The organism is Kribbella sp. NPDC031520 (assembly GCF_055580825.1).
The window spans coordinates 49,164-71,612 of record NZ_JBVIKS010000005.1 but is presented as its reverse complement, the minus strand read 5'-3'; the positions used below and the strand labels follow the sequence as shown (position 1 = coordinate 71,612).

29 protein-coding genes are annotated in these 22,449 nt (G+C 68.8%); 15 read left to right on the top strand and 14 right to left on the bottom strand.

Features of this window, described 5'->3' with window-relative positions; genetic code table 11:
- Positions 1–2 precede the first annotated feature (2 nt).
- Together ACZ5BU_RS25565 and ACZ5BU_RS25560 are read right to left on the bottom strand one after the other, a co-directional pair.
- Positions 3–1,010: an S-adenosylmethionine:tRNA ribosyltransferase-isomerase gene (locus ACZ5BU_RS25565; protein ID WP_465702818.1), complete on the bottom strand. Its 1,008-nt coding sequence runs from the start codon at positions 1,008–1,010 to the stop codon at positions 3–5.
- The gene (locus tag ACZ5BU_RS25560) at positions 1,007–1,726 is read right to left on the bottom strand and encodes an SDR family NAD(P)-dependent oxidoreductase (protein WP_465702816.1); all 720 of its coding nucleotides are present in this window, start codon (positions 1,724–1,726) and stop codon (positions 1,007–1,009) included. Before ACZ5BU_RS25560 ends, ACZ5BU_RS25565 begins: the two co-directional genes overlap by 4 nt.
- 120 nt (positions 1,727–1,846) lie before the next feature.
- On the opposite strand from ACZ5BU_RS25560, the gene ACZ5BU_RS25555 reads away from it, so the two are divergent.
- Positions 1,847–2,101 (top strand): hypothetical protein, encoded by a 255-nt coding sequence (locus ACZ5BU_RS25555; RefSeq protein ID WP_465702814.1) that lies wholly within the window; start codon positions 1,847–1,849, stop codon positions 2,099–2,101.
- On the opposite strand, the gene ACZ5BU_RS25550 is transcribed toward ACZ5BU_RS25555, so the two are convergent.
- Positions 2,098–3,663: an FAD-binding oxidoreductase gene (locus ACZ5BU_RS25550; RefSeq protein WP_465702813.1), complete on the bottom strand. Its 1,566-nt coding sequence runs from the start codon at positions 3,661–3,663 to the stop codon at positions 2,098–2,100. The two genes, ACZ5BU_RS25555 and ACZ5BU_RS25550, sit on opposite strands and share 4 nt — an antisense overlap.
- 118 nt (positions 3,664–3,781) lie before the next feature.
- Here ACZ5BU_RS25550 and ACZ5BU_RS25545 point away from each other — a divergent pair, with 118 nt between their 5' ends.
- From ACZ5BU_RS25545 to ACZ5BU_RS25535, 3 genes are read left to right on the top strand one after another with little or no spacing between them, the layout of a single operon-like run.
- A complete protein-coding gene (locus tag ACZ5BU_RS25545) occupies positions 3,782–4,402 on the top strand; it encodes a TetR/AcrR family transcriptional regulator (RefSeq protein ID WP_465702811.1) in 621 nt (206 codons plus the stop codon).
- Entirely contained in the window at positions 4,399–5,922 is a 1,524-nt protein-coding gene (locus ACZ5BU_RS25540; protein ID WP_465702809.1) for a glycerol-3-phosphate dehydrogenase/oxidase, read from the top strand. Before ACZ5BU_RS25545 ends, ACZ5BU_RS25540 begins: the two co-directional genes overlap by 4 nt.
- 39 nt (positions 5,923–5,961) lie before the next feature.
- Positions 5,962–6,900 (top strand): DUF4328 domain-containing protein, encoded by a 939-nt coding sequence (locus ACZ5BU_RS25535; RefSeq protein WP_465702807.1) that lies wholly within the window; start codon positions 5,962–5,964, stop codon positions 6,898–6,900.
- On the opposite strand, the gene ACZ5BU_RS25530 is transcribed toward ACZ5BU_RS25535, so the two are convergent.
- Complete coding sequence (locus ACZ5BU_RS25530; RefSeq protein ID WP_465702805.1) at positions 6,888–7,643, bottom strand: protein phosphatase 2C domain-containing protein; 756 nt, start codon at positions 7,641–7,643, stop codon at positions 6,888–6,890. The two genes, ACZ5BU_RS25535 and ACZ5BU_RS25530, sit on opposite strands and share 13 nt — an antisense overlap.
- Positions 7,621–8,532 (bottom strand): NAD-dependent epimerase/dehydratase family protein, encoded by a 912-nt coding sequence (locus tag ACZ5BU_RS25525; protein ID WP_465702803.1) that lies wholly within the window; start codon positions 8,530–8,532, stop codon positions 7,621–7,623. The genes ACZ5BU_RS25530 and ACZ5BU_RS25525 overlap by 23 nt, the downstream gene beginning before the upstream one ends.
- Positions 8,533–8,624: 92 nt before the next feature.
- On the opposite strand from ACZ5BU_RS25525, the gene ACZ5BU_RS25520 reads away from it, so the two are divergent.
- Complete coding sequence (locus tag ACZ5BU_RS25520) at positions 8,625–9,236, top strand: pentapeptide repeat-containing protein (protein ID WP_465702802.1); 612 nt, start codon at positions 8,625–8,627, stop codon at positions 9,234–9,236.
- Between the two features lie 61 nt (positions 9,237–9,297).
- Here the strand turns inward: ACZ5BU_RS25520 and ACZ5BU_RS25515 are convergent, their stop codons facing one another.
- Positions 9,298–9,963 (bottom strand): VanZ family protein, encoded by a 666-nt coding sequence (locus ACZ5BU_RS25515; protein WP_465702800.1) that lies wholly within the window; start codon positions 9,961–9,963, stop codon positions 9,298–9,300.
- Positions 9,964–10,295: 332 nt separating this feature from the next.
- Here ACZ5BU_RS25515 and ACZ5BU_RS25510 point away from each other — a divergent pair, with 332 nt between their 5' ends.
- The 3 genes from ACZ5BU_RS25510 to ACZ5BU_RS25500 are packed head-to-tail and all read left to right on the top strand — an operon-like array spanning position 10,296 to position 12,551.
- Positions 10,296–10,709: a hypothetical protein gene (locus tag ACZ5BU_RS25510; RefSeq protein WP_465702798.1), complete on the top strand. Its 414-nt coding sequence runs from the start codon at positions 10,296–10,298 to the stop codon at positions 10,707–10,709.
- A gap of 1 nt (position 10,710) precedes the next feature.
- Positions 10,711–11,931, top strand: a complete 1,221-nt coding sequence (locus ACZ5BU_RS25505; protein WP_465702796.1) for a sensor histidine kinase — start codon at positions 10,711–10,713, stop codon at positions 11,929–11,931.
- Positions 11,928–12,551 carry a response regulator gene (locus tag ACZ5BU_RS25500; protein ID WP_465702794.1) on the top strand — a complete coding sequence of 208 codons (624 nt, stop codon included), beginning with the start codon at positions 11,928–11,930 and terminating at the stop codon, positions 12,549–12,551. Before ACZ5BU_RS25505 ends, ACZ5BU_RS25500 begins: the two co-directional genes overlap by 4 nt.
- Here ACZ5BU_RS25500 and ACZ5BU_RS25495 read toward each other — a convergent pair.
- The 4 genes from ACZ5BU_RS25495 to ACZ5BU_RS25480 all read right to left on the bottom strand — a co-directional run bounded on the left by ACZ5BU_RS25495 (position 12,548) and on the right by ACZ5BU_RS25480 (position 16,514).
- Positions 12,548–14,053 (bottom strand): DUF4097 family beta strand repeat-containing protein, encoded by a 1,506-nt coding sequence (locus tag ACZ5BU_RS25495; RefSeq protein WP_465702792.1) that lies wholly within the window; start codon positions 14,051–14,053, stop codon positions 12,548–12,550. The two genes, ACZ5BU_RS25500 and ACZ5BU_RS25495, sit on opposite strands and share 4 nt — an antisense overlap.
- 389 nt (positions 14,054–14,442) lie before the next feature.
- Complete coding sequence (locus ACZ5BU_RS25490) at positions 14,443–15,054, bottom strand: FMN-binding negative transcriptional regulator (protein WP_465702790.1); 612 nt, start codon at positions 15,052–15,054, stop codon at positions 14,443–14,445.
- Between the two features lie 91 nt (positions 15,055–15,145).
- On the bottom strand, positions 15,146–15,919 hold the full coding sequence (locus ACZ5BU_RS25485; protein WP_465702788.1) for an LLM class flavin-dependent oxidoreductase: 774 nt from the start codon (positions 15,917–15,919) through the stop codon (positions 15,146–15,148).
- Positions 15,920–15,947: 28 nt separating this feature from the next.
- Positions 15,948–16,514 carry a TetR/AcrR family transcriptional regulator gene (locus ACZ5BU_RS25480; RefSeq protein WP_465702786.1) on the bottom strand — a complete coding sequence of 189 codons (567 nt, stop codon included), beginning with the start codon at positions 16,512–16,514 and terminating at the stop codon, positions 15,948–15,950.
- Between the two features lie 91 nt (positions 16,515–16,605).
- Here ACZ5BU_RS25480 and ACZ5BU_RS25475 point away from each other — a divergent pair, with 91 nt between their 5' ends.
- The 5 genes from ACZ5BU_RS25475 (at position 16,606) to ACZ5BU_RS25455 (ending at position 19,175) form a co-directional block, all read left to right on the top strand.
- Positions 16,606–17,001, top strand: coding sequence for a nuclear transport factor 2 family protein (locus ACZ5BU_RS25475; RefSeq protein WP_465702784.1), 396 nt, complete (start codon positions 16,606–16,608; stop codon positions 16,999–17,001).
- A gap of 8 nt (positions 17,002–17,009) precedes the next feature.
- Positions 17,010–17,729: a VOC family protein gene (locus tag ACZ5BU_RS25470; protein ID WP_465702782.1), complete on the top strand. Its 720-nt coding sequence runs from the start codon at positions 17,010–17,012 to the stop codon at positions 17,727–17,729.
- Between the two features lie 17 nt (positions 17,730–17,746).
- The gene (locus ACZ5BU_RS25465; protein ID WP_465702780.1) at positions 17,747–18,223 is read left to right on the top strand and encodes an NUDIX hydrolase; all 477 of its coding nucleotides are present in this window, start codon (positions 17,747–17,749) and stop codon (positions 18,221–18,223) included.
- 67 nt (positions 18,224–18,290) lie between these two features.
- Positions 18,291–18,827, top strand: a complete 537-nt coding sequence (locus tag ACZ5BU_RS25460; RefSeq protein ID WP_465702778.1) for a mycothiol transferase — start codon at positions 18,291–18,293, stop codon at positions 18,825–18,827.
- A 3-nt stretch (positions 18,828–18,830) separates the two neighbouring features.
- Entirely contained in the window at positions 18,831–19,175 is a 345-nt protein-coding gene (locus tag ACZ5BU_RS25455; protein ID WP_465702776.1) for a mycothiol transferase, read from the top strand.
- On the opposite strand, the gene ACZ5BU_RS25450 is transcribed toward ACZ5BU_RS25455, so the two are convergent.
- Positions 19,172–19,519, bottom strand: coding sequence for a nucleoside triphosphate pyrophosphohydrolase family protein (locus ACZ5BU_RS25450; protein WP_465702774.1), 348 nt, complete (start codon positions 19,517–19,519; stop codon positions 19,172–19,174). The two genes, ACZ5BU_RS25455 and ACZ5BU_RS25450, sit on opposite strands and share 4 nt — an antisense overlap.
- Before the next feature lie 46 nt (positions 19,520–19,565).
- On the opposite strand from ACZ5BU_RS25450, the gene ACZ5BU_RS25445 reads away from it, so the two are divergent.
- Positions 19,566–20,210: an alpha/beta hydrolase gene (locus ACZ5BU_RS25445; RefSeq protein WP_465702772.1), complete on the top strand. Its 645-nt coding sequence runs from the start codon at positions 19,566–19,568 to the stop codon at positions 20,208–20,210.
- Here the strand turns inward: ACZ5BU_RS25445 and ACZ5BU_RS25440 are convergent.
- Positions 20,207–20,542, bottom strand: a complete 336-nt coding sequence (locus ACZ5BU_RS25440; protein ID WP_465702771.1) for a cupin domain-containing protein — start codon at positions 20,540–20,542, stop codon at positions 20,207–20,209. The two genes, ACZ5BU_RS25445 and ACZ5BU_RS25440, sit on opposite strands and share 4 nt — an antisense overlap.
- A gap of 59 nt (positions 20,543–20,601) precedes the next feature.
- On the opposite strand from ACZ5BU_RS25440, the gene ACZ5BU_RS25435 reads away from it, so the two are divergent.
- Positions 20,602–21,150: a DUF2231 domain-containing protein gene (locus ACZ5BU_RS25435; RefSeq protein ID WP_465702769.1), complete on the top strand. Its 549-nt coding sequence runs from the start codon at positions 20,602–20,604 to the stop codon at positions 21,148–21,150.
- Here ACZ5BU_RS25435 and ACZ5BU_RS25430 read toward each other — a convergent pair.
- Positions 21,143–21,778: a hypothetical protein gene (locus ACZ5BU_RS25430; RefSeq protein WP_465702767.1), complete on the bottom strand. Its 636-nt coding sequence runs from the start codon at positions 21,776–21,778 to the stop codon at positions 21,143–21,145. The two genes, ACZ5BU_RS25435 and ACZ5BU_RS25430, sit on opposite strands and share 8 nt — an antisense overlap.
- A gap of 123 nt (positions 21,779–21,901) precedes the next feature.
- Entirely contained in the window at positions 21,902–22,405 is a 504-nt protein-coding gene (locus ACZ5BU_RS25425) for a hypothetical protein (protein WP_465702765.1), read from the bottom strand.
- Positions 22,406–22,449: the final 44 nt, after the last annotated feature.

The window sequence follows — 22,449 nt, the reverse complement described above, 5'->3', positions numbered from 1 at the left end:
CCTCAGCGGAGGAGGAGGCAGCTGTCGCCGAATTCGTGCCAGAGGTAGTTGTGGTTCAGGGCGGCTGTGTAGGCGCGTTGGACCTGGTCTGGGCCGGCTACTGATTCCAGGAGCAGGAGGTGGGAGGCCTCGGGCGGGTGCCAGCCGGTGATCAGGCCGTCCACTACACGGGGTTGGTGCGTCGGACCCAGGACCAGGTCGGTCCAACCGTGGGACGGGGTGACCCTTCCATCGGGTCCGGCGGCTGTTTCGATGGCTCGTACGGCTGTGGTGCCGACCGCGATCACCCTTCCGCCGTTGGCCTTCACCCAGTTGACCAGGCGGGCCGTGTGCGCAGGTACGTCGTACCGCTCGGGTTGTGGTGGCTCGTGGCTCTCCAACGAGGACACGCCGCAGTGCAGCAGGATCGGCGCGATGAGAACGCCCTGCGACGCCAACTGGCTCACCAGCTCGAAGCTGAACGGTCTTGCCGCACTAGGCATCTCCGCGCTTCCCGGCTCGCGTGCGAAGACGGTCTGGTACGACGCGAGCGGCCAGCGCTTCCCCACATAGTTGTAGGTGATCGGCCGCCCGTGCTGCCGGAGGTACCCGAGTACGTCGGCGACCGGCGGCTGGGCGATCCACAGGCGGTTCGGTGAGGCCTCGTACGGCGCCAGCAACGTCAGCTCGCCCTCGGGCAGTTCCACCTGGAGCCCCGGCGTACCGTCGAACATCGGCGCGTTCCCGTTCCGCAGCTCGACGACCCAGGTGCCGTCGTCGAGCGGTGTCGAGAAGTGCACGGTGTACGGCGTACCGTCGACGGCCGCTGCCAGTGTGCCGGAGGTGTTGACCAGCAGCAGGTCACCCGCGCGCAGGTGGTCGCCGAGTCGGTCGAACTGGGTGTGCGTGACGGTCGACCCCTCCGCGACCAGCAGCTTCACGCGGTCCCTGGAGACGCCACGCGCCTCGGGAGGTTCGCCCGCACTCAGCTGGTCCGGCAGCTCGAACCTGGTGTGTGGGTGCACTCTCACGACGACACCGCCTGCGCGAACTCGGCGGCGCGGTACCGACCACTCTGCGGCCGGCTGTCCAGCAGCCGCAGGAACGCCGGTACGACGGTCGCGGGCTCCGGCCGGTCCGAGATGTCCTCACCAGGGAACGCGGCCTGATGCATCGCCGTACGCAGGTCACCCGGGTCAACGGCGTACACCGACAACGCAGGATGCTCCGCAGCCAGCACGCGGGTCGCGTGGTCAAGAGCCGCCTTGGCGGAGCCGTAGCCGCCCCAGGTCTCGTACGCCTCCACGGCTGCGTCCGAGCTGATGTCTATCAGCACACCGGATGCTGCGGTGAGTGCGGGGAGCAGGAGCTGCGTGAGCGCGATCGGTGCCAGTACGTCGACCTCGTACACGCGGCGGAGCTCGTCGAGGTCGGCCGTGGCCAGTGTCTGCAGAGGACTCGGACCGAGGTAGCTGGCGTTGTTGACGAGCAGGTCGAGCCGACCGAGCTCGGTGATCGCGTCGAGCAGATCGGCACGATGCTCCGGGTCGGTGACATCGCCGGCCAGCGGTACGACGTAGGTACGGTCCGCGAGCGCGTCGGCGGCGTCCTTGAGCGCTTCGGCGCCGCGCGCGTCGATCACCAACGCCCAGCCGCGGTCGGCAAGTCCGTGGGCGAGTGCAAGCCCGAGGCCCGCGGAAGCGCCGGTGATCAGGGCAACGGGACGGTCGGACGGTTCAGGAGTCATGCCGCTACCGTCATACCTCAAGCAAACTTGAAGTCAAGCGTTGCTATCGGCATCGAATAGTCACGCGGCGGACCCATCGCATGCCTACGGTGGAAGCCCAGACGGAACAAGGAGGACGCAGTGGCTGACAACACGCGCGGGGACATCCAGCAGGAGAGCGGCGATGACGGTCGCACACGGTTCGAAAAGAAGCAGTTCGAGGCCGGCCTCGGTGGCACGCAGAGCGATCCGAACGGCACGAAGGTTGAGAGCGGTTGGCGGCGGGACCCTACCAAGGCACTGGGCAGCGGCTCGCAGGGAGATGGCGAGAAGAAGCACACGGGCAGACGAATCGGCGACGCTCTGGGCGGCAAGAAGAACAGCAGGGAGCGTTAGGGCTCGGGGAGGAGGATGCCTGGGTTCATGATGTTGTCGGGGTCGAGGGTTTGTTTGACGGCTTGGAGGGCCTCGACGGCCAGTGGGCCGATTTCGGTGGTGTAGGCGGTGCGGTGGTCGGTGCCGATGCCGTGGTGGTGGGAGATGGTGCCGCCGGCGCCGGCGATGGCCTGGTTCGCGGCTGCTTTTGCGGTGCGCCACTGGCTGATCGGGTCGTCGGTCTGAGTGCAGATCACGGTGAAGTACAGCGAGGCGCCGGTCTCGTACACGTGCGAGATGTGGCAGAGGACGAGCGGTGGGGTCGCACCGAGAGCGTCGACGAGCGCTTGGGTGACGGCCGCCTTCAGGGCGGGGATGCGCGACCAGAAGGTGGCGGTCTCGAGGGTTTCCACCAGGGCGCCCTCGTCGAGGAGCGGGGCGCGGAGGTACGGCGCGCGGTAGCGGCCGAGGCGCCAGGTCTCGCCCGGTCCTTCGCCGAGGTTGGTACCGCCTGCTGCGCTGAGGACGTCGGCGGTTGCCTGGTTGTACGGGCCGTCGAAGCCGATGATCGCCAGTACGCCGCCGGAGCCGCCGCCCAGTATGTCCGGGTCGGCGAGGTTGACCGCTGTTTCCACCTCGTCGGAGAGGCGGATGACGGTCGGGAGCGGGCCGTCCTGGGCGAGCCGGCGTACGGCGGTGAGGCCGTTGTCGAAGTTGTCGAAGCGCCAGCCTTCGAAGTGGCGTTCGACTGGGCGGGGGCGGATCCGGACGACGACCGAGGTGATGACGCCGAAGGCGCCTTCGGAGCCGAGGATCAACTGGCGGAGGTCGGGACCGGCCGCCGACATCGGGGCGCGGCCCAGTTCGATGGTGCCGCGCGGCGTGGCGAGAGTGAGGCCGACGACCATCTGGTCGAAGCGGCCGTAGCCGGCGGACGACTGGCCGCTCGAGCGGGCCGCCGCATAGCCGCCGATCGAGGCGCCTTCGTAGGACTGGGGGAAGTGGCCGAGCGTGTAGCCGCGCTCCGCGAGCAGCGCTTCGGCGGCCGGGCCGCGGACGCCGGCCTGCAGGGTAGCTGTCCTGGAGGTCTCGTCGAGCTCGAGGAGCTGGTCGAGGCGGCGAAGGTCGAGCGTGACGAAGCTCGTCGTCGGAGCCAGCCCGCCTACTACGGACGTACCTCCCGCGTACGGCACCACCTTCAGGTCGTGGCCGGCGGCGCCGGTCAGGATGGCTTGTACTTCGTCGTGCGTACCCGGGTAGACGACCGCGTCCGGTACGTCGGAGGTGTCGCCGGCACGGAATCTGAGCAGGTCGGTCGTCGAGTACCCGCGCGTATGAGCCCACCGAGCGTCCCAGTCGGCAGCAACGTGCTGAGAGCCCACGACTTCAGACAGAAACTCCAGCTGGGCGGGGGACAGCGCGGGGCCGGCCCCGGCTTCACTCGATGGGGCCGGAGGAGTGGGACGGTGGACGCCTAGGTGCTTGAGGGCGTCCAGGGCGGCGGCGGGGAGTTCGACCGACTGGGCGGGGTTGCCCCAGCGGCCGGGAGTGAGGTTTGCCACCGGGAGGTCGGATTCGGTCATGGGTGGCTCCCGTTCGGGGGTTGTCCGAGGTAGCGTCCAGGGGAGGTGGAACCCCCTGGCTCCCACCTCCCCTGGACAGTTCCGGGATGCCGAAGTCGCTGATACACTTCGGCATGTGATGTCTCAGCGTAGCAGCGAATCGGATCAAGAGACCAGCTCCCGTCCCACCCCGGCGAACGCGATCGGCGAGGAGCGGATCCTGGACGCGGCGTACGAGCTGCTGCTCGCGATCGGGATGCGCCGGATGACGATGGCCGACATCGCCCGGCACGCCGAGGTCTCCCGGGCGACCTTGTACCGGCGCTGGCCGAACGTGCAGGCCGTGGTCGCCGCCCTGATGACGCGCGAGTGGACGATCGCGCTCGTGTCCGCGTTCCAGCCGGACGCCGCGGACGGCCGCGCCCGCCTGGTCGAGGGTGTCGTCGAGGTGGTCGCGAAGACCCGCGTGCACCCGTTGATGCGGAAGATCATCGAGCTCGACCCCGAGTTCCTCACGCCGTACCTGCTGGAGCGCCGCGGCAGCAGCACCGTCGCCCACCTGGCGCTCGTCGAGGAAGGTCTCCGCCAGGGCCAGGCCGACGGCTCGATCCGCGCCGGCGACCCCGTGTGGCTGGCCCGGCAGATCATCCTGGTGTCGCTGGCCTCCGCGGTGTCCGGTCCGGTGATGGCCGGGAAGGACGAGTACACGAAGCTCGACGAGGAGCTCCGCGAGATGCTGACGAGGTACTTGATGCCATGATCTCTATCGGCAACGCGAGCTTGAACGCGGCCCGGCGGGCCCGGGAGCTGCACGAGCTCAAGGCGGTCGACGTGCTCGTGATCGGCGGTGGTGTCACCGGCGCCGGCGTCGCGCTGGACGCGGCCGCCCGTGGTCTGAGCGTTGCCCTGGTGGAGAAGCACGACCTCGCGTTCGGCACCAGCCGCTGGAGTTCGAAGCTCGTCCACGGCGGCCTGCGGTACCTCGCGTCCGGCCACATCGGGATCGCGTACGAGAGTGCCGTCGAGCGCGGCATCCTGATGAAGACGACCGCGCCACACCTGGTCCACCCGATCCCGCAGATCGCCCCCTGGTTGCCGCAGGCAAGGTTCGCGCAGGCCGCGCTGCTCCGGTCCGCGTTCCTCGGCGGCGACGTACTGCGGACGTTCGCGCGGACCAGCGACGACTACCTCCCGCACTCCCGGCGGGTGTCCTCGGCCGAGCTCCTGCGCTACGCCCCGACGCTGCGTCCCGAGGGGATGCGCGGGGGCTTCCTCACCTGGGACGGGCAGTTGTACGACGACGCCCGCCTGGTGGTCGCGATCGCCCGGACCGCAGCGCAGTACGGCGCCCGCATCCTGACCCATGTCGCCGGTACTGAGGTCACTGGGCGCGGCGCGGTCCTGGTCGACCAGCTCACCGGCCACAAGCTCACCGTGGACGCGCGGATCGTGATCAACGCGACCGGGATCTGGGCCGATCAAGTTGCCTCCGGCATCAAGCTCCGCCCGAGCCGCGGCACCCACCTGGTCCTGCCGCAGTCGGTCTTCGGCGGGCTGTCCGCCGTCCTCACCGTGCCGGTCCCGGGCGAGCTGCGCCGGGTGGTGATGGCGATTCCGGCCCCCGACGACCGGGTGTACGTCGGCCTCACCGACGAGGACGCGCCCGGACCGGTGAGCGACGTACCGCAGGCGACCGAGGCCGAGATCGACTTCCTGCTCGACACGATCAACGCCGCCGTCCAGCAGCCGGTGACCCGCGCCGACCTCATCGGTACGTACGCCGGCCTCCGCCCGCTGCTCGACACAGGGCACCACAACGGCACCGCCGACATCTCCCGCCGGCACGCGGTCCTCACCAGCAACGACGGCGTGGTCACGATCGTCGGCGGCAAGCTCACCACGTACCGCCGGATGGCCCAGGACGCTCTCGACACGGCCCTTGCGCGGTCGAGTCTCGACGTACGGCGGGGTTGTGAGACGCACCGGATCCCCCTCGTCGGCGCGGCCGATCGCGTCAAGCTCGCGGCCGTCCGCGCACCGGCCCGGTTCGTGCAGCGGTACGGCGTCGAGGCGCCGCAGGTGATCGACGGTCCGCCCGAGTTGCTCGAGCCGATCGCGCCCGGGCTGCGGACGACGCAGGCCGAGCTGCGGTTCGCCGTCCGGCACGAGGGCGCGCTGACCGAGGACGACGTACTCGACCGGCGGACCCGGATCGGTCTGTCCCCGAAGGACCGGGAGCTGGCGCTGCCCGCCGTACGGGAGGCGTTCGCCGCGGTCTGAGACGGCTTTGCGGTTAACTTGGGCCGGGGGAGGTGGAAGGTGACGCAGCCTTATCCGGGGCCGTACCAAGGACCTGGGCCGTATCAGCCGGCGCCGTATCAGGGCCCGTTCCAGCAACTGCCGTACCGACCGGTGCCGCCGCAGTTCCGGCCGTTGCGGGTGGTCTCGATCGTCAGCATCGTGCTGATGGGTCTGACTGTGGTCGCCGCGGTGATCCAGTGCGTGCTGCTCTGGCGGTCGTACGACGAGGTCAAGCGCCTCGTGTACGGGCTGCTCTCCGACGACGAGCTCGAGCGCGGCATCGCGTCGATCGCCGGCGCCGGGCCGTTCCTGAACCTGGTCAACTACCTGCTGATCGGGACCGCGATCGCGTTCCTGGTCTGGCTGTGGCGAGCCCGCGAGAACGTCGACTTCCTGTACTCACCCTTCGCCCCGCAACCGATCGCCCCGCCGCAGCGCCTGCACCGGCGCTCAGCGGGCTGGGCGGTCGGATCCTGGTTCTGCCCGATCGCGCAGTTCTGGTACCCGTTCCAGGTCGTCGAGGACGTCGTCCGCGCCAGCGAGCCGGTCACGCAGCCCGGCGCGGCCCGGTCCGCGCGGATCCGGGCGCTGCTGTACGGGTGGTGGGGCAGCTGGACCGCGTTCTGGGTGATCCTCGTCGGCGGCGGATCGGTCGCCACGATCGGGTTCATCGCCTGGATCGTCCGCCTCGTGCAGATCTCGGACAGCTCGGACCCGGACAGCCCGTACGTCGACATCTACGACCTGCAGGACTTCATGGTCCGGGTCGCGCTCGGGGTCGACATCGGGTTCACGGTTGCGACCGTACTGCTGGCCGTCGCGGGGGTCGCGATGGCGCTGCTGATGCTGCAGGTCGGTGGCTGGCAGCAGGTCAGGCTGACCCCGCCGCCGGTTGAGGACCAGCCAAAGCCTCCGCAGTACGTACGGCGGCCGGGCTTCCCGACCTACGGACGTTGAAGTAGTACGACGCTCGCATCGTCGTACCGCTTGCCGCTGGTGGTCGATGCGGCGTCGTGCGTCCGCACCCGGGCGATCAGTTCTCGTGGACCGTCGGTGATGAGGACGTCGAGCAGCTCGTCCCACGAGTGTCCGTAGCGTTCGGCGTAGCGCGACGCGCCGTCGGTGAGGAGGGCGATCGCGTCGACGTCCGCGCGGTCCGTCGTACCGGCAATCGCTTCGTACGCCGCGCCGGGCTCGGTGCTCGCCACCCAGAAGCCACCGGGTTGGTTGCGCAGCCGGCGTACGGTCTCGAGGGTCCGCTCGGGGAGCAGGTCGATCCGGTCGTCGCTGTGGACGGTGATCCGGCCGTCGGGTGAACGCACGACGACGGGCGAGTCCGCGAGGACCAGGTGTTCGACGTGATCCGGATGCAGGCGGACCATCGAGACGGTGGACGAGGGACTGTCGGGGTTGCTGACGTCGCAGGTTCCGGCGTGCGAGTCGCGGACGGCCGCGATCGCGTCGGCGAGGACCTCGGACAGTGACGCGGACGAGTGGCCGAGCAGCGGGGTCGCGAGCCGGGTCGCCAACTGCATGACCAGCCAGGCGACCGTGTGCCGGCAGCCGGAGTCCACCGGGACCCGGGGTGCGCTCGCGCCGTCGAGGACGACGGCGAAGCCGGGGCCGGTGAGGATCAGGTCCTCGTTGACGGCGGGCGGCCGGCGGTCCGGCGCGGCCTCACTGAGGGCTCGGATTTCCACAGGGCAATTCTGCCCAGCTGTCGGCAAGCGACTGGTCGAGGGCGATCTTGGGGGACCAGCCGAGGGTCTCGCCGATCAGCGTGGTGTCGGCCTGCTGCCACGGTGCGCCGAGCGCGGTCTCCTGTTCGGCGTCGTCCACGATCGTGGCCGGCTGACCGCTGAGCTCGAACAACTGCCCGGCGACGTCCCGCGCGAGCGTCGCGCGTCCGGTGCCGACGTTCAGTACCGGCGGCAGGCTCCCGTCCGCGAGTGCGACCGCGAGGACTGCCTCGGCCACGTCGCGGACGTCGACGAAGTCGCGCCAGACATCCAGCGACCCGACCTCGATCAGTTTCCGCGAGCGCAGATCCCGGATCACCCGGCCGGTCAGCGTGGTGTGGGGAGCACCCGGTCCGATCACGTCGAAGATCCGCAGTACGACGGCGTCCGCGCCGGCCCGCTGCGCCCGGAGGACGAGCTCGGCACCGGCCAGTTTGGTGATCCCGTACGGGCCGAGCGGCCGGGGCGCGGCGTCCTCGGCCAGGCTCGTGCCGTGCGGCGCGCCGCCGTACTCGGCGGCAGAACCGAGCTGGACGAAGCGGGCGTGACCGGCGTGGTCGCGGACCGACGCGAGCAGGGCCTCGACCGCGATCACGTTCGCGCGGACCAGTTCGGCCGGCTCACCGAGCGTCGCGCCGACCGCGTTGACGACCACGGTCGGCTTGTACATCCCGATCTGGGTGTCGAGCGCGTACGGGTGCATCGCGGTCAGGTCACACTGCCGGTACGGTTCGCTCCGGGTCCGGCTCAGCCCGCGGTACTCGATCCCCCGATCGGCGAGCAGCGTACAGATCCTGGCGCCGAGGAAACCTCCGGCGCCGAACACCATCACCCTCTCGGTTCCGGTCACCCCTCCATCGTGCGGTCCGTATTTGTCGGTCGGCCTACCGTTCTCCTGCCTTAGCATCACAACTTGTCCGGGTGACGTGACAGTGTGGGCGCATGGCTGATCGAGTGGACGGGCGTCCTGCAGTGCCGACCGAGTCGACGATCCGGGAATGGGACGACGCCGACCCGTCCGGGCAGACGTACCGGCGGGTGCTGTTCGTCGACTCGGACCTGACCGAGGTGGACAACCGCGGCGGAGTGTTCGAGGAGTGCACGTTCCGCGGGGTCCGGTTCAACGCGTCGACGCACGTCGACGCCGCGTTCGTGAACTGCACGTTCGTCCGGTGCTCGCTGTTCGATACCACGTTGAACCGGTGCAAGTTCGTCGGCAGCTTCTTCGACGACTGCACGTACAGCCTGATGAAGGTGTCCGGCGGCGACTGGTCGTTCACCGGGTTCCCGGGCGCGGACCTGAAGGGCGCGGAGTTCAACGGGGTGAAGCTGCGCGAGGCGGACCTGAGCGGCGTACGGGCGCAGAAGGCGGTGCTCCGGGACCTCGACCTGTCCGGCGCGCTCCTGCAGAAGGCCGACTTCACCGGCGCCGACCTGCGCGGATCGGACCTGTCGACCCTCGATCCATTGACCGTCACGCTCAAGGACGCCCGGATCGACGTCACGCAGGCGATGGTCGTGGCGACCGCACTCGGGCTCGACGTACGTCCGTGACTGTGGATATCCCCAAGTAGTCACGCGGTCATCCACGGTCCTATCCACAGCCTGTGGATAACTATCCGGATAACTGTGTCTCCGTTCTGTGATATCTCGCAGCCGTGTTACGCCGGGTCGGTGCCACCAAGGTCCCGCGGCGATGCCGCGCCGGCGGCCTCGGGCGTATGACGAGCAGCCCGGCGTCCTCGACGACGTACGGTGCGGTGACCAGTCGACGCGGGTGGGTCGCCGCCAGCAGGCCGTGGACGACCGTCTGAACCGCAGCCGCTAGGCCGACGCCGCAGACGGAGCCGAGCGAATTCGTCAGCACGTCGTGCAGTTGGCACGTCCGGCCCAGCGACGGGATCAGCGACTGGGTCGCCTCGATCGCCGCCGACAACCCGATCCCGGCCGTGATCGCCTCCATCCGGCGCCCGCCCGCCAGCGTCAGCAGTCCGGTGAACGGGATGAACAGCAGGACGTTGAGCGGCGCCTGGACCGAACTGAGGCCACCGAACCCTTCCATCCGGGCGCCGCACAGCCCGACCGGGCCGTACCGCAGCGGAGTCGGCGTGAGGGTCGCGGCGATCACGAGCGCGAACGCCGCCGGCAGGCAGAACGCCGCCAGCCGGGGACCCAGGTCTCCCGGGCGGCGCCACGACGAGATCGCGATCGGCAGCGTCATCCCGGTCAGCACGAGCCAGGTGTCCACGAGGTGTGGGATACCGCGATAAGTCTCGAGCACGCGTCTGGCCCTCCGTGGTCGACCGGCTGACTCGAACCTTCTCGACTTCCAGAAACTCCCGCTTTCCAGAAACGACCATCGGCCGAGCGCTCCCGCCGCCGCCAGGGCTGTCCGGACATCTGGACGCAGCCGCAACCGGCTCGTGACAGTCCGTGACATGCCGTGCACAAACTGACACGCAAGAAAGGTGCTTAAGGCAACGATCGTGTGTCAGGCGGAGAAGCCGATCAACCGATCGGTGGAGGCGGGTGGGACCGCTCAGGCGATGTGGCGGAGGGGGCCGGAACGGGACAGTCGTAGTGCCGGAAGACACCCCCGAAAGGACCACCGAGATGACTACTCCCGCCAACGTCGGACACCCGCGCAGCGCCTCCGCGTTGCGGAGCGTGCAGCTGCTGGTGACCGGCTACGTCGCGATCAGTGTGCTGACCCTGATCGCCATCATCGCCCTGCGCCACCACACGAACGTCGTCAACGCCGCGGTCTGGGTCCGCGGGACGATCGTGGTCGCCAGTTCGCTGCTGACCTTGCTCTTCGCCCGGAGTGCGGCCAAGGGATCCCACCGGGGCTTCCTCCGGCTCCGGATCGTCTCAGCCGTGATGCTGGTCGCGATCGTCACGATCATCGCGCTGCCGGGTACCTTCCCCCTCTGGCTGAAGGCCGAGCAGGCCGTCTGCGGACTGCTGCTCCTCGGCGTGACACTCATGGTGAACGGCAAGCACCTCCGCTCGGTGTTCACTAACTGACATGGGTGAACAGGTCTGGCCGCTGCGGCTGACGGTGGCGCCGTATGTGTTCCTCGCATGCCTCACCGCCGTCACCGTCCTGATCAAGCGCGACCGGCCCGGGTCACTCGCGGTCGACCTGGTGCTGTGCGCGCTGACCGGGCTGTGGATGCTCGGCATGTTCACGCTCCGGCCGGCCAGGCGCACCGACCACCGCTGGATCAGTGTCTTCATCGCCGGTTTCGTCCTGCTGCTGGCCGTGCTGGTGGTCCGGGACCCTTGGTTCGGCTTCCTCACCCCGGCCGGGTACTTCTACACCTTCATCCTGCTGCCCTGGCCGATCGAACTGCTCGGCGTCGGGGCGGTCGCCGTCGTCGCGGGCTACGCACAGTCGTACGCGCTCCCGAAGACGGACATCCTCGGTCTGCTCGTCACCACGGCGGTGATCGGGGTGAACGTGGTCGGCATGTGCCTCGCGTCCTGGCTCGGCCAGCGCAGCGACGTACTGAGCCGGCAGCGGCAAGAAGCGGTCGACGCGCTGACCGAGACCAACCGGCGGCTCGAGGACACCCTCGCGGAGAACGCGGTATTGCACGAGCAGCTGGTCACCCAGGCGCGGGAGGCCGGCGTCGTCGACGAGCGGCAGCGGATGGCGCGCGAGATCCACGACACCCTGGCGCAGGGGCTGACCGGAATCGTCGCCCAGCTGCAGGCCGCCGAGACCGCCGACGACTGGCGGCGGTACGTGACCAACGCGATCGGCCTCGCCCGCGAGAGCCTCACCGAAGCCCGCCGTTCGGTACACGCGTTGCGCCCGCAGCCGCTGCAGTCCGCGACGCTGGGCGACGCGATCGCCGACGTCGTACGGCGATGGTCGGCGCTGCACGGTGTCGACGTACAACTGACCACGACCGGCTCGCCGCGGGTGCTGACGCCCGAGACCGAGTCGACCCTGCTCCGCGCGACTCAGGAGGCGTTGGCGAACGTGGCGAAATATGCACAGGCGACCCGGGTGGGCGTCACGCTGTCGTACATGGAGAAGACGGTCGCCCTCGACGTCCGGGACGACGGCGCCGGGTTCGATCCGGCGCAGCGCAGGCCGTCCTCGGAGGCCGGTGGGTACGGACTGATCGCGATGCGCCAGCGGGTCGAGGCGCTGAACGGGACGCTGGAGATCGAGTCCGAGCCCGGCTTCGGTACGGCGATCTCGGCGACGGTGCCGTTGACGGGAGCGGGCGCATGATCCGGTTGCTGATCGCGGACGACCACCCGATCGTCCGGGACGGGCTGAGCGGGATGTTCGCGGCCGAGCCCGAGTTCGAGGTGGTCGGCGAGGCGGCCGACGGGGCCGAGGCGATCCGGCTGGCCGAGGCTCTCCGCCCCGACGTGATCCTGATGGACCTGCAGATGCCCGGGATGAACGGGCTGGACGCGATCAGCGAGCTGGCCGAACGCGGGGTGCGGTCACGGGTGCTCGTACTGACGACGTACGACACCGACGGGTACGTCGTACCCGCCATCGAGGCCGGCGCCACCGGGTACCTGCTGAAGGACGCACCGCGGGACGAGCTCCTGCGCGCGGTACGGTCCGCGGCCAACGGTGATTCGGTACTCGCACCGTCGGTGGCGAACACGTTGATGAACCACGTCCGCACACCACGCGCTCCGGAACTCCTCAGCCCACGAGAACTCGAGGTCCTGAAGTTGGTTGCCGCCGGCAACACCAACCGCGAGGCGGCGCGCCATCTGTTCATCAGCGAGGCGACGGTGAAGACGCACCTGCTGAACGTCTACTCCAAACTGGACGTCTCGGACCGCGCCGCCGCTGTCGCGGAGGCGTTCAAGCGCGGACTTCTCGGCTAGCTGCCGAGGTTCTGACCGTTTTCGCGGGGCCTGATGGGCCCGGTCGTGTTCCCGCGTGCTCCGTCCGCGGCGCGGCCGGGCTGGGGAGCGGTGCTGTTGACTCCTTCGGGCCTCTGGACCCGGCTGGGTCCGGCGGTGTCTAGGTGCGTCTGTGCGGCGACCTCGGGGGTGCTCGCGGTGACGTCGACGCTCCCGCTGACCGAGTCGGCGCGAACGGTGCAAGGGCGATCCACGTGCACGGCGACGTTGCCGGAGACCGACGTCGCCCTGATGCTGTCGGCTCGCCCGGTGCTGATGTCGCCGTCGACAGTACGGGCATCGATCGACCTGAGGCTGCCCTGCGTCTCGATGTGCGCGGCCTCGCTGCGAGCGACGACCGTGCTGCCCTCCGGCAGGACAGCGTTCACTTGGATCGGCGACCCCGCACGGCCGGCGATTGCGACGACGTTGTTCCCGCTGATGTTGCCGATCCGGATGTTCCCGTCGTCGTGGCTGATGTCGATCTCGCCGCCGTCCCCGACGACGGCAATGCCGCCGCTGCCGGCCTGGGCCACGCTCCGGGTGACGGTGTGGGTCCCGTCGTTCCGGTGCACGGTCATGCTGGCGGTCGCTCCACCGGTGACCATGGCGGCCGCGACCAACTGTCCGTTGGGTTCCACGCCCAGCGCCGCCCGGGTCACAGCGTCCGCGGCAAGACCGCCGGTGTCTGCGGAGCTGATCGTGATGTGAGCGCGGGAGCCGGGCGGGCCGGTCGTGATCTTGATCTTCCCGGCACTGTTCATCAACCGCGTATTCAACGTGACCGGCCCAGGCACCCCGGCCTCCCACTGCCTCGTCGTCCCTTGCGCCTGAGCCGGCGTCGCACCGGAGGCCTGGCCGGCCTGAGGTTGGGGCGGCGTCGGGGCTGCTGTGGGGATCTGACCCACACCAGGAGCTTGAGGCTGGCGCGTCGGGCCTGCTGCGGGAGTCTGGCCGACGCCAGGAGCTTGGGGCTGCGGCGGCTGTGCAGCAACTCCCGGCGCGCGGGTCGGCGGCGGGGTCGGCCGTCCGTTCGGAGCGGCAGCGTCGTTCCGGGCGATGGCCTCTTGAGTCCGGCGCTGGACCTCTGCGGCCATTCCGGGTTCGCCGAGTTCGTTCAGCTCGGTCGTGATCTGGCTCAGGCTCTGCAGGAACCGCGGCTGCAGGGCGGCGTACTCGCGGGTCGCCTGCTGTACCGCGGGGTCCTGGAACACCGGGTGGTCCTTGTTGACGATCTCAATGGCCTTGGTCAGGTTGCCTTCCCAGCCAGGCCTCAGAAAGGCGCCGAGCGTACTCGAGATCTCGGGGGTGCTGTGGCCCCGGTCGATCATGCGCTGCACTTCCGGCGCCAACCGCTCGACCACGCCACGGAAGAACCGGCGGTCGCTGGGCGACCTGTTGTCCATGTACCGCATCATCGTGCGCGCGATCTCCACCAGTTTCTGGCGTGCCTGCTCGATGACATCGTCTAGTTCGTCAGCCACCCGTCACCTGACCCTGGCTCGAATTGGTCTACGGCAACGCAGCGTACCGGGCACCGGAACCGCACCCCGGCCCGTTAAAACAACATTTTGATCTCGGCTCCGCGTGTTGTCATCCCACTCTCGGCTGACAAGTTCGTGGATCCACGCCACCGGGCGCCTGACGGCACGCTCACCGATCCGGGGCGTTGTAGACCACCACGTCCGGCACGCAGTGCGGCGTTGAGGTGGTTGCGCAGGTTTGTGCTGGGGTCGATCACGGGCGCGGCGACGCCTCGGCTCGATCGAACCGGGCAAGCTGGCCGACCTCGTCGTACTCGACCGGCCATCCTCACCTGCCCGGTCGAGCAAGCCCGCGACGCGGCCGTACTGCGAACCGTCGGCGGCGCCGCTCAAGGCCGGTGGTCGGCGACGGCCGCGGCCAGCTGATCCTTGTCGTCCTGGTGGAGGCCGTCGATCACGCCGTCGATGTCGGCCGCCGGGCGGTTCTGGCTGAGCTTGAACTTCGCCTCGATCCGGTTGATCGCGATCTCCACCCCGACGATCGCCCGGAGCTGCCCGCTGACGTACTTCGCCGGCGCATCGTCGACCGACCACGGCTCCGGCCGACCGGATTCGTGCAGCTCGGACAACCGTCGTACGACGCCCTCCACCCAGGCGGGATCGTCGTACACGGACATCGTCCCGTACACGTGCGCGGTGATGTAGTTCCAGGTTGGTACGACGCGCCCGTGCTCCTGCTTGGACGCGTACCAGGCGGGAGAGACGTACGCGTCCGGCCCGCGCATGATCACCAATGCGTCCCCGATCACCTGCTGCTGCCACTGGTTGTTGTTCCGCGCCAAATGTCCGAGCAGCACGTTCCGCTCGTGGTCGTAGACGAACGGCAGCATGGTCGCCAGCAACCCGTCCGCCGTCATCGTCACCAGATCCGCGGCCCCGTGCTTCGCCAGCAGCTCCTGAACCGCCTGCTGATCACCCGCAAAATGCGCCGGCACGTACATGTCCACATCCTCAGGTCGCCGTACAACCTCAGTATTCGGCGTCCGCCCCGCGCGACGCAGGTCCAATCGGATGGACTTTCAGCAGCCCACTTCAGGCGTGGTAGCGAGCCCGGAGCTCGGCCGCCTTGTCGAAGTCGTGGCGCCAGTCGCCGGTCGGCGGAAGGATGATGCGCTCGGCGCCGGCCGCCTCGTAGGCGGCGAGTTGTGCGAGCGGATCATCGGTGAGTTGCGGCGCGACCACGGTCGCCTTCAACTGCTTGCCGTCGGCAAGTTCATTGATCCGGTCCAGGTTCGCGCGCACCTCGTCCGGCGGCAGCGCGATCGTCGCCCACCCGTCGGCGTACTTCGCGGCCCGCCGGTGCGCCCGCGCTCCGCCGCCGGCCACGAAGATCGGCGGTACCTTCGCGCTCGGTGAGATCTTGACGTCCGGGTCCGCGCCCGCGATCAGCCCGGGCAGTACGGCGAGAGCCTCGTCGGTCAGCCGTCCGCGGTCGGCGTACTCCACCCCGGCCGCCCGCCACCCGGCATCACCGTGCGCCGGGTTTCCCGTACCGACTCCGAGTACGACGCGGTTGTTCGAGACGTACTGCAGTGAGCTGATCTGCTTCGCCGCCCACGCGACCGGCCGCAACGCCAGCAGCATCACGTTGTACCCGACGGTGATCCGCTCGGTCACCGCTGCGGCCGTCGCGAGCACGACGGAACTCTCAAGCAGCGGCGCACTCGCGACCAGGTGATCCGTCGACCAGACCGAGTCCAACCCGACGTCCTCGGCGTACCGTGCGCTGTCTCGCACATCGCCGAGGATGGGCCGCTCCGGATCCGGCGTCGACGTCGGCAGAATCACTCCGAACTCAAGGCTCATACTCGCGGCAACCCCTGGTCCGGCAGTGCTATTCCTCGGCCTTGGTCAGCGAGCGAACGACCGGGCGGAGCAGCTCGACGATCTCGTCCGGATCGGCGTCGGCCAGCTCCTCGAGCTTCACCAAGTGCCGGCCGAGCACCACCCCGATCAGGATCGCGCTCAGTACCGCGGCCCGGAGGTTGCCGTCGACACCCGGGATCGCCTTGCTCACCTTGACGCGTTCGGCATGCGCGTTGCCGACCTCGGCCGCCGCGTCGGGATGGGTGAGCATCGACCGCAGCGCGGCCAGCGAACCGATCGGCTCCTCGATCAGCGACTGCCGCAGGATCCCGAGCAACTGGTCAGCGACCTCTTCGGGCGTGTCGCCGGTGACCAGCGGGGTATCCGTACGCGTCGACAGCGCGAACAGCTTCTCCTTGCTGCCGAAGTAGTGCATCACCAGCCCGGCATCCACCTGCGCCGCGGTTGCGATCGCGCGGATCGTGGTCCGGTCGTACCCGGCTTCCGCGAACAACTGCCGCGCCGCGGCCAGGATCCGGTCCTGCGTGTCGATCCGCTGCTGTGCCCGCGACGACCGGGGCGTGGGCTCACTCACCTCGTTCATTCTACGCCTGTTGACCTTTGCCGCAGTCTCGTTCTACGCTCGTTGAATCATTCTACGTACGTTGAACGAAAGGTTTCCGCTCATGCTCACACCCGCCGAAGTCCTCGAACTCCGCCGCCGGCACCTGATCGCCCGCGACTTCGAATCGTTCGCCGATCTGTTCGCCGAAGACGGCGTCATCGAACTCCCGTTTGCCGTCACCGGCCTGCCCACCCGACTGGAGGGCCGCGAGGCGATCCGCGAGTTCTCCCTCGCGACCAAGGACCGCCCGATCGAGATCCTCGACCTGCAAACCGTCCAACTCCACCAGACCAACGACCCCGACGTAGTCGTCCTCGAACTCGTCACGAAGGCCCGCCACACCAGCACCGGCGAGCCCTTCGAGGTCCCCTGCATCCAGGTCTTCCGGATCCAGGACGGCAAGATCGAACTCTTCCGCGACTACGTGGGAGCGGGAAAGATCCCAGACCTGACCTAGGAGGTCGAATGGCGGCTCTCGAGATCCAGAACGTGGTGTACGCGTGTCCGGGAGACTCGCCGGAGAGCTACCAGGCCGGGGCTCGGCCGGTGGCCGAGTTCTATGCGGGGTTGCTGGGGATGCGGATCGTACGGGAGGACTGGTTCCTGGTCGCGGGGGACGGCCGGCCGATGTTGGGGTTCGGAGACGGGCCGATCGACTACCATCCGCCGCGGTGGCCGGATCCCGCCTATCCACAGCAGATGCACATGGATATCGCCGTACCGGATCTCGCGTCGGCCGGGGAGCGGGCGATGGAGCTCGGGGCGGAGCTGCTTGACGATCGGCGAGGCTGGCACGTGTACGCCGATCCGATCGAGCATCCGTTCTGCTTCTACGAGGAGGCGACGGACCGGGCGCGCATCGTCCGGATCGTCGTCGACTGTCCGGAGCCGCGCGACCTGGCTGCGTTCTACAGCGCCCTCCTGGACCTGCCGGACCGCGAGCTCGACACTCCCGACCGGGTCGTTCTGGCAGGTACGCCGCAGCTGGCGTTCCAGCGGTCCGATGCGGCGGCGCCCCGGTGGCCGGATCCGGCGTACCCGCAGCAGGTTCATCTCGACCTGTTCACCGATGACGTCGACGAAGCACGCGCGCATGCCGTCACCGTCGGGGCCGCGGCGTTGCAGACCGACGGCCCGCATCACCACGTGTACGCCGACCCCGCCGGCCACCCCTTCTGCATCTGAGGGCGGTTAGGGTCCGGATGAGTCAGCGGGTGGGTGCTTATGCGGTGTGTGTCGACGGCGGGCGGGTGCTGCTGGCGCGGTACGTCTCGCTGCATGGCGACGGCAGTTGGTGGACGCTTCCGGGCGGAGGGGTCGAGCAGAACGAGGACCCGTACGACGCGGTGACGCGGGAGGTGGCGGAGGAGACCGGGTACGAGTCTGTCGTGGAGGAGCTTCTCGGTGTGGACTCGCGGGTGATGCCGGCCGCCGTACGGCGTCGTCGAGGGCGCGGGGAGCACCAGAACCTCAGCGTGTTCTACGCCGTGCGGAGCACCGCCGGCACGACCCGCCCCGAGCCGAACGGGGAGACGGCCGAGTCGGTGCGGACGCCGTTCGAGGAGGTGCCGACGCTTCGCCAGGCGGCGCTCGTCGACATCGGGATCGCACTCGCACAGCAGTGGCCGCGCACCGGTCACGTATCGCCGGTGACTGTCGGCGGTCTGATCGAGCATTGAGGGTGTGTCGATCCACGGGCGGCTCGCGCATCGGTAGGAGTGGATACTCCGACGAGAAGGACTCTGTATGAACGACATCGTGATCGGGAACGTCGTACGGCCGGAGCGCGTGCTGACCGGCTCTTGGCTCGACGTGATCGCCTCGAACCTCGACTACCACCGCGCGACCTTCCTGTGGAAATGCTCGGGGCTCACGGACGCGCAGTTGCGGCAGCGGCCGATCCCGTCGACGGAGTTGTCGCTGCTCGGCCTCCTGCGGCACCTGCAGGGAGTCGAGCGGTACTGGTTGCACCTGCGGCTGACCGGTACGCCGCCGCGGTTCGCGTCGTACCGGACGTACGAGACCGCGTCCGGAGACGAGTGGTACGACGACTCCGACCCGACGCCGGCGTACGACGTCTACACGGACTATTTGACAGCATGTCAGACTTCGCGGGAGCTGTTCGCGCGCGGCACCACCGACCTCGACCGGACCGAACCGAGCCCGCAGTTCGGCGACACCGACATCCGCTTCATCCTCGAGCACGTCATCGAGGAGTACGCCCGCCACACCGGCCACGCCGACCTCCTCCGCGAAGCAATCGACGGCACCACGGGGGAGTAGACGGTGAAGGCGGAACTGCTGCAAGCACTACGAGCAGCCCGCTCGACGATGCTCAGTAAGTTGGACGACCTGTCAGACTTCGACCAACGCCGCCCACTGACCCCAACCGGGACGAACCTGCTCGGCCTGGTGAAACACCTGGCCGGCCTGGAGTACGGCTACCTCGGCACCGCTCGGCGCCACACCGGACGAGTCGACCGCGTACATCAGCATGCAGGTCATGCGGACGTGCTTCGCGAGCAGCTCGACGGCCGGCTCGGCGACGGCAAATACGTCGCCGACGATGAGGCGTTCTGGAAGGAGCGGGGGTCGAAGGTGCAGACTGCGGCGGATTTCTTCAGGGTTTAGCGGTCGTCGCCGTCGCCGCTGAGTACTCCGCGGTTGGCTCGGTCGGCGATTTTGGCGAGGTTGCGTTCGGCCACGTCCTCGAGGCGGATGCCGAGCCTGGTGGACAGTTCGGACAAATACCAGAGCACGTCGCCCAACTCCAGCGTCAGCGCCTCGCGATCCGCGTCGGTGATCACGCCCTGCCGGTCACGGAAGATCTTCTTCACCTTCCCCGCGACCTCGCCCGCTTCGTTCACGAGACCCAAAGTGGGGTACACAATCGGGTGATCGGTGGCGACGAGGCCCGCGGTTCGTGCCGCGGCCGCCTGGTAGCCACTGAAGTCGAACGCACTCTGATCGGCCATGCCCGCAAGTCTGCCAGCCGGAACCGCCCACCCGACGGAGAGTTCAATGGACGACCTGATCACCGAGACCTTCCCGTACGACGGTGGCCGGCAGGTTGCCGTCTACGTACCGTCCTCGCCACCGGAGGCAGTCGTGTACGCCGGCGACGGGCAACTGATCTCGACGTGGGGCCCGGACCTCGAGCAGGCCGACGTACCACCGACGATGGTCGTGGGCGTCCACCGGACGAACGCCACGGACGAGATGGTACGGATCCGCGAGTACTCGCCGTCCTTCGAGCCGGCGCAGTTCGCCGCCCACGAGACGTTCTTCGTCGACGAAGTACGCGACTGGGTACGTACGCGATTCGGCGTCGCGCTGCCGCCCGAACGTACCGCCGTGTGTGGCGTCTCCGCCGGCGCGGAACTCGCCCTCGCGTTGGGCATGCGGCACCCGGACGTCTACGGCTCGGTCCTCGCCGCGTCACCCGGCGGCGGGTACCAACCTCCCGCGGAACTGCCGGAGCGACTGCCCCGCACGTACCTCGTCGCGGGCACCGAGGAGCCGTGGTTCATGGAGAACGCCGCCCGCTGGGCCGACGCCCTGAAAGCCGCCGACGCGGACGTCGTGCTCACCGAACGCCCCGGCAACCACGGCGACCCGTTCTGGCGGGCCGAGTTCCCGCTGCAGGTGAGCTGGGCGTTCGGCTAATCGCCCTGGACCACATCCACCGAGATCTCCACCGCCGGTACCGTCCCGCGGTTCTCCAGCCAGTGCAACGTGTTCTTGTCCTCCGGCCACCCGAGCCCCGGCCCGTACTCGGTGGTCTTCCCGTCCCGGTGATCCGTGATCGTCCCCTTCAACACGTACACCGTCCCTGGCCGGCCCACGTGATCGTGCAGCGGCCCGAACACCCCACCCGGCTCGATCGTCACCATCCGCATCCGCAGCCGGCGCCCCTCCATCCCCGGAATCTCCGCCCCCAGATCAAGCGAGGCCAACAGCTCCACCGAAACCCCTGTGGTCTCGTGCCCGTCGCTCATCCCCGTGTCCTTTCCCCGAACCACCGATCCTTAAGGGGATTGTGGCGTATCTTCGGAGCGTGGCATCGAATTCCTTGCCGCAACGCGCGCTCCGAGCAGTCGGCAAAAGCACCCTGGCGGAGCAACTCGCCCGCGCGCAGGAACTCCTGTACGGCCCCCTCATCGAACGAGTACGCAGCACGCCGCTACACACCGACGTACTAGGCCACTCCGTACACCCCTCCCTCACCGACATCACCACCGGCTGTTGGCTGGCCACCACCCTCCTGGACCTGACCGGAGGGCGCGACTCCCGCCGCGGCGCAGCCCTCCTGGCTACCTTCGGCCTGCTGGCCTCGCTACCAACAGCCCTGTCCGGCGCCGCCGACTGGTCCGAACTGTCCGGCGAAGAACGCCGAATCGGCGCAGTCCACGCAGTAGGCATGGACACCGCAACCTTCCTGTTCGCCGCGTCCCTCATCGCCCGGCTACGCGGTAACCACCCCCGAGCCACGAAACTCGCCGCAGCCGCCAACGCAACGGTCGCCACCGCCGGCTTGCTGGGCGCCCACCTGGCGCTCCACCGAGGAACCGCCCGCCGAAACGGGGAGTCTGAACATTTCAGCTGACCCACTCGGGTAGTGATGCGCCGGGATGGAGCACTGCAACGTTGTCCGCCGACGGTTCCAAAACACAGTCTCGGGAATCGCCCATGATGACCTCTACGCGGGCGTCCTCGCTGTAGAAGGTGATGCGTGGGCACCAAAGGCTTCCAGTCGCCTCGTCCCACGGGACGTAATGCAGGTCGACGCCGGCAACTCGCTTGCCGACCATCGGCGCCCAACTGGCGCTGCGCTCGCCGACATCCCAGATCGCCACATCCGCGTCGCTCCTGACGCCACTCCCGAGCATCGGTATGCGCTGCAAGCCGATCCCCTCGCGCTCACCCGGAGGATCCCAGGTGAGAGAGAACGTCGCACCGGCCTCGGTCGTGATCTCGAGTCCGTAGTCAACCGCATCGAACCCGTCGCAGAGCCACGTCGGCTCGATCCACTCGGCCGCGCCGTCAATGACGCGAGGTCCGTCGCCGATCACGCCGGGATGGAGTTCGTCCCGACGGTAATCAAGCATGTAGTAGCGAACCGCCCGAACGGACTCCCCAACCAACTCGTCCGCATCGCGACGGCGCGCATCGGCCTCGGCCCCCGATGCAGCCCACGACCACCTCCGCCCTTCACCACCCGCCCCAATCTCCACGGCTCCAGTCTGCGGGTCCCAACCTGGACGCGCCCGCAATTTGGCGGCCTCAAGAGACAGCGTGGGGCTCGCCGCGCGGTCAGCTGTGGCTGTAGCCGCGGTCGATGGTGAGCGTGAGCATCGTCATGGGGTGACCTCTATCGATGGTTGGCCTGGTTCTTTCGCAGCCACCCGGTCTGCGGCGGCGCGGAGTACTCCGGGGACCAGATGGCGGTGGAGGGCGGACAGCGGTGGCCATGCGGTCTGACCCAGGCGCCGCTCGTAGTGCAGGAAGGTGCCTAACGACACCTGTCCTGTGCCTGTCCGCACCAGGAGGTTGCCGGAGAGCCACCAGGACGCGGCCTCCAGCCGGATCCAGTCCTCGCCACGGCCGGCGAGGAGCCAGCCGCCGACGGTGTCCGGCGACGGCCCCCGGGCCAGGCGCAGGCCGAGCAGTCCGCGCCAGATCAGGACCTCGGCGGCGCTCGGGACGTTGCCGAACATCGTTCGGGCCCAGCACTCCGGCGTCGCTTGCGCATCCGTGGTCAGGGTGAACAGGTCGGCGTAGTCGAGGCCGGGCAGCGAGCACAACGCTCGCACGGCCTCGGGGATCGCCTGGGCTCCGACAGCCCGGTCGACGATATTCACGGCCAAACCCCCGTCGAGTATACGGTGGCGTATAACCAGCAGGT

Coding starts and splice junctions, on each gene's coding strand:
- ACZ5BU_RS25450 (WP_465702774.1), bottom strand. CDS start 19,519: ATGGCCGATCAGAGTGCGTTCGACTTCAGTGGCTACCAGGCGGCCGCG.
- ACZ5BU_RS25500 (WP_465702794.1), top strand. CDS start 11,928: ATGATCCGGTTGCTGATCGCGGACGACCACCCGATCGTCCGGGACGGG.
- ACZ5BU_RS25440 (WP_465702771.1), bottom strand. CDS start 20,542: ATGAGCGACGGGCACGAGACCACAGGGGTTTCGGTGGAGCTGTTGGCC.
- ACZ5BU_RS25445 (WP_465702772.1), top strand. CDS start 19,566: ATGGACGACCTGATCACCGAGACCTTCCCGTACGACGGTGGCCGGCAG.
- ACZ5BU_RS25505 (WP_465702796.1), top strand. CDS start 10,711: ATGGGTGAACAGGTCTGGCCGCTGCGGCTGACGGTGGCGCCGTATGTG.
- ACZ5BU_RS25465 (WP_465702780.1), top strand. CDS start 17,747: ATGAGTCAGCGGGTGGGTGCTTATGCGGTGTGTGTCGACGGCGGGCGG.
- ACZ5BU_RS25510 (WP_465702798.1), top strand. CDS start 10,296: ATGACTACTCCCGCCAACGTCGGACACCCGCGCAGCGCCTCCGCGTTG.
- ACZ5BU_RS25540 (WP_465702809.1), top strand. CDS start 4,399: ATGATCTCTATCGGCAACGCGAGCTTGAACGCGGCCCGGCGGGCCCGG.
- ACZ5BU_RS25475 (WP_465702784.1), top strand. CDS start 16,606: ATGCTCACACCCGCCGAAGTCCTCGAACTCCGCCGCCGGCACCTGATC.
- ACZ5BU_RS25560 (WP_465702816.1), bottom strand. CDS start 1,726: ATGACTCCTGAACCGTCCGACCGTCCCGTTGCCCTGATCACCGGCGCT.
- ACZ5BU_RS25460 (WP_465702778.1), top strand. CDS start 18,291: ATGAACGACATCGTGATCGGGAACGTCGTACGGCCGGAGCGCGTGCTG.
- ACZ5BU_RS25490 (WP_465702790.1), bottom strand. CDS start 15,054: ATGTACGTGCCGGCGCATTTTGCGGGTGATCAGCAGGCGGTTCAGGAG.
- ACZ5BU_RS25470 (WP_465702782.1), top strand. CDS start 17,010: ATGGCGGCTCTCGAGATCCAGAACGTGGTGTACGCGTGTCCGGGAGAC.
- ACZ5BU_RS25545 (WP_465702811.1), top strand. CDS start 3,782: ATGTCTCAGCGTAGCAGCGAATCGGATCAAGAGACCAGCTCCCGTCCC.
- ACZ5BU_RS25550 (WP_465702813.1), bottom strand. CDS start 3,663: ATGACCGAATCCGACCTCCCGGTGGCAAACCTCACTCCCGGCCGCTGG.
- ACZ5BU_RS25485 (WP_465702788.1), bottom strand. CDS start 15,919: ATGAGCCTTGAGTTCGGAGTGATTCTGCCGACGTCGACGCCGGATCCG.
- ACZ5BU_RS25520 (WP_465702802.1), top strand. CDS start 8,625: ATGGCTGATCGAGTGGACGGGCGTCCTGCAGTGCCGACCGAGTCGACG.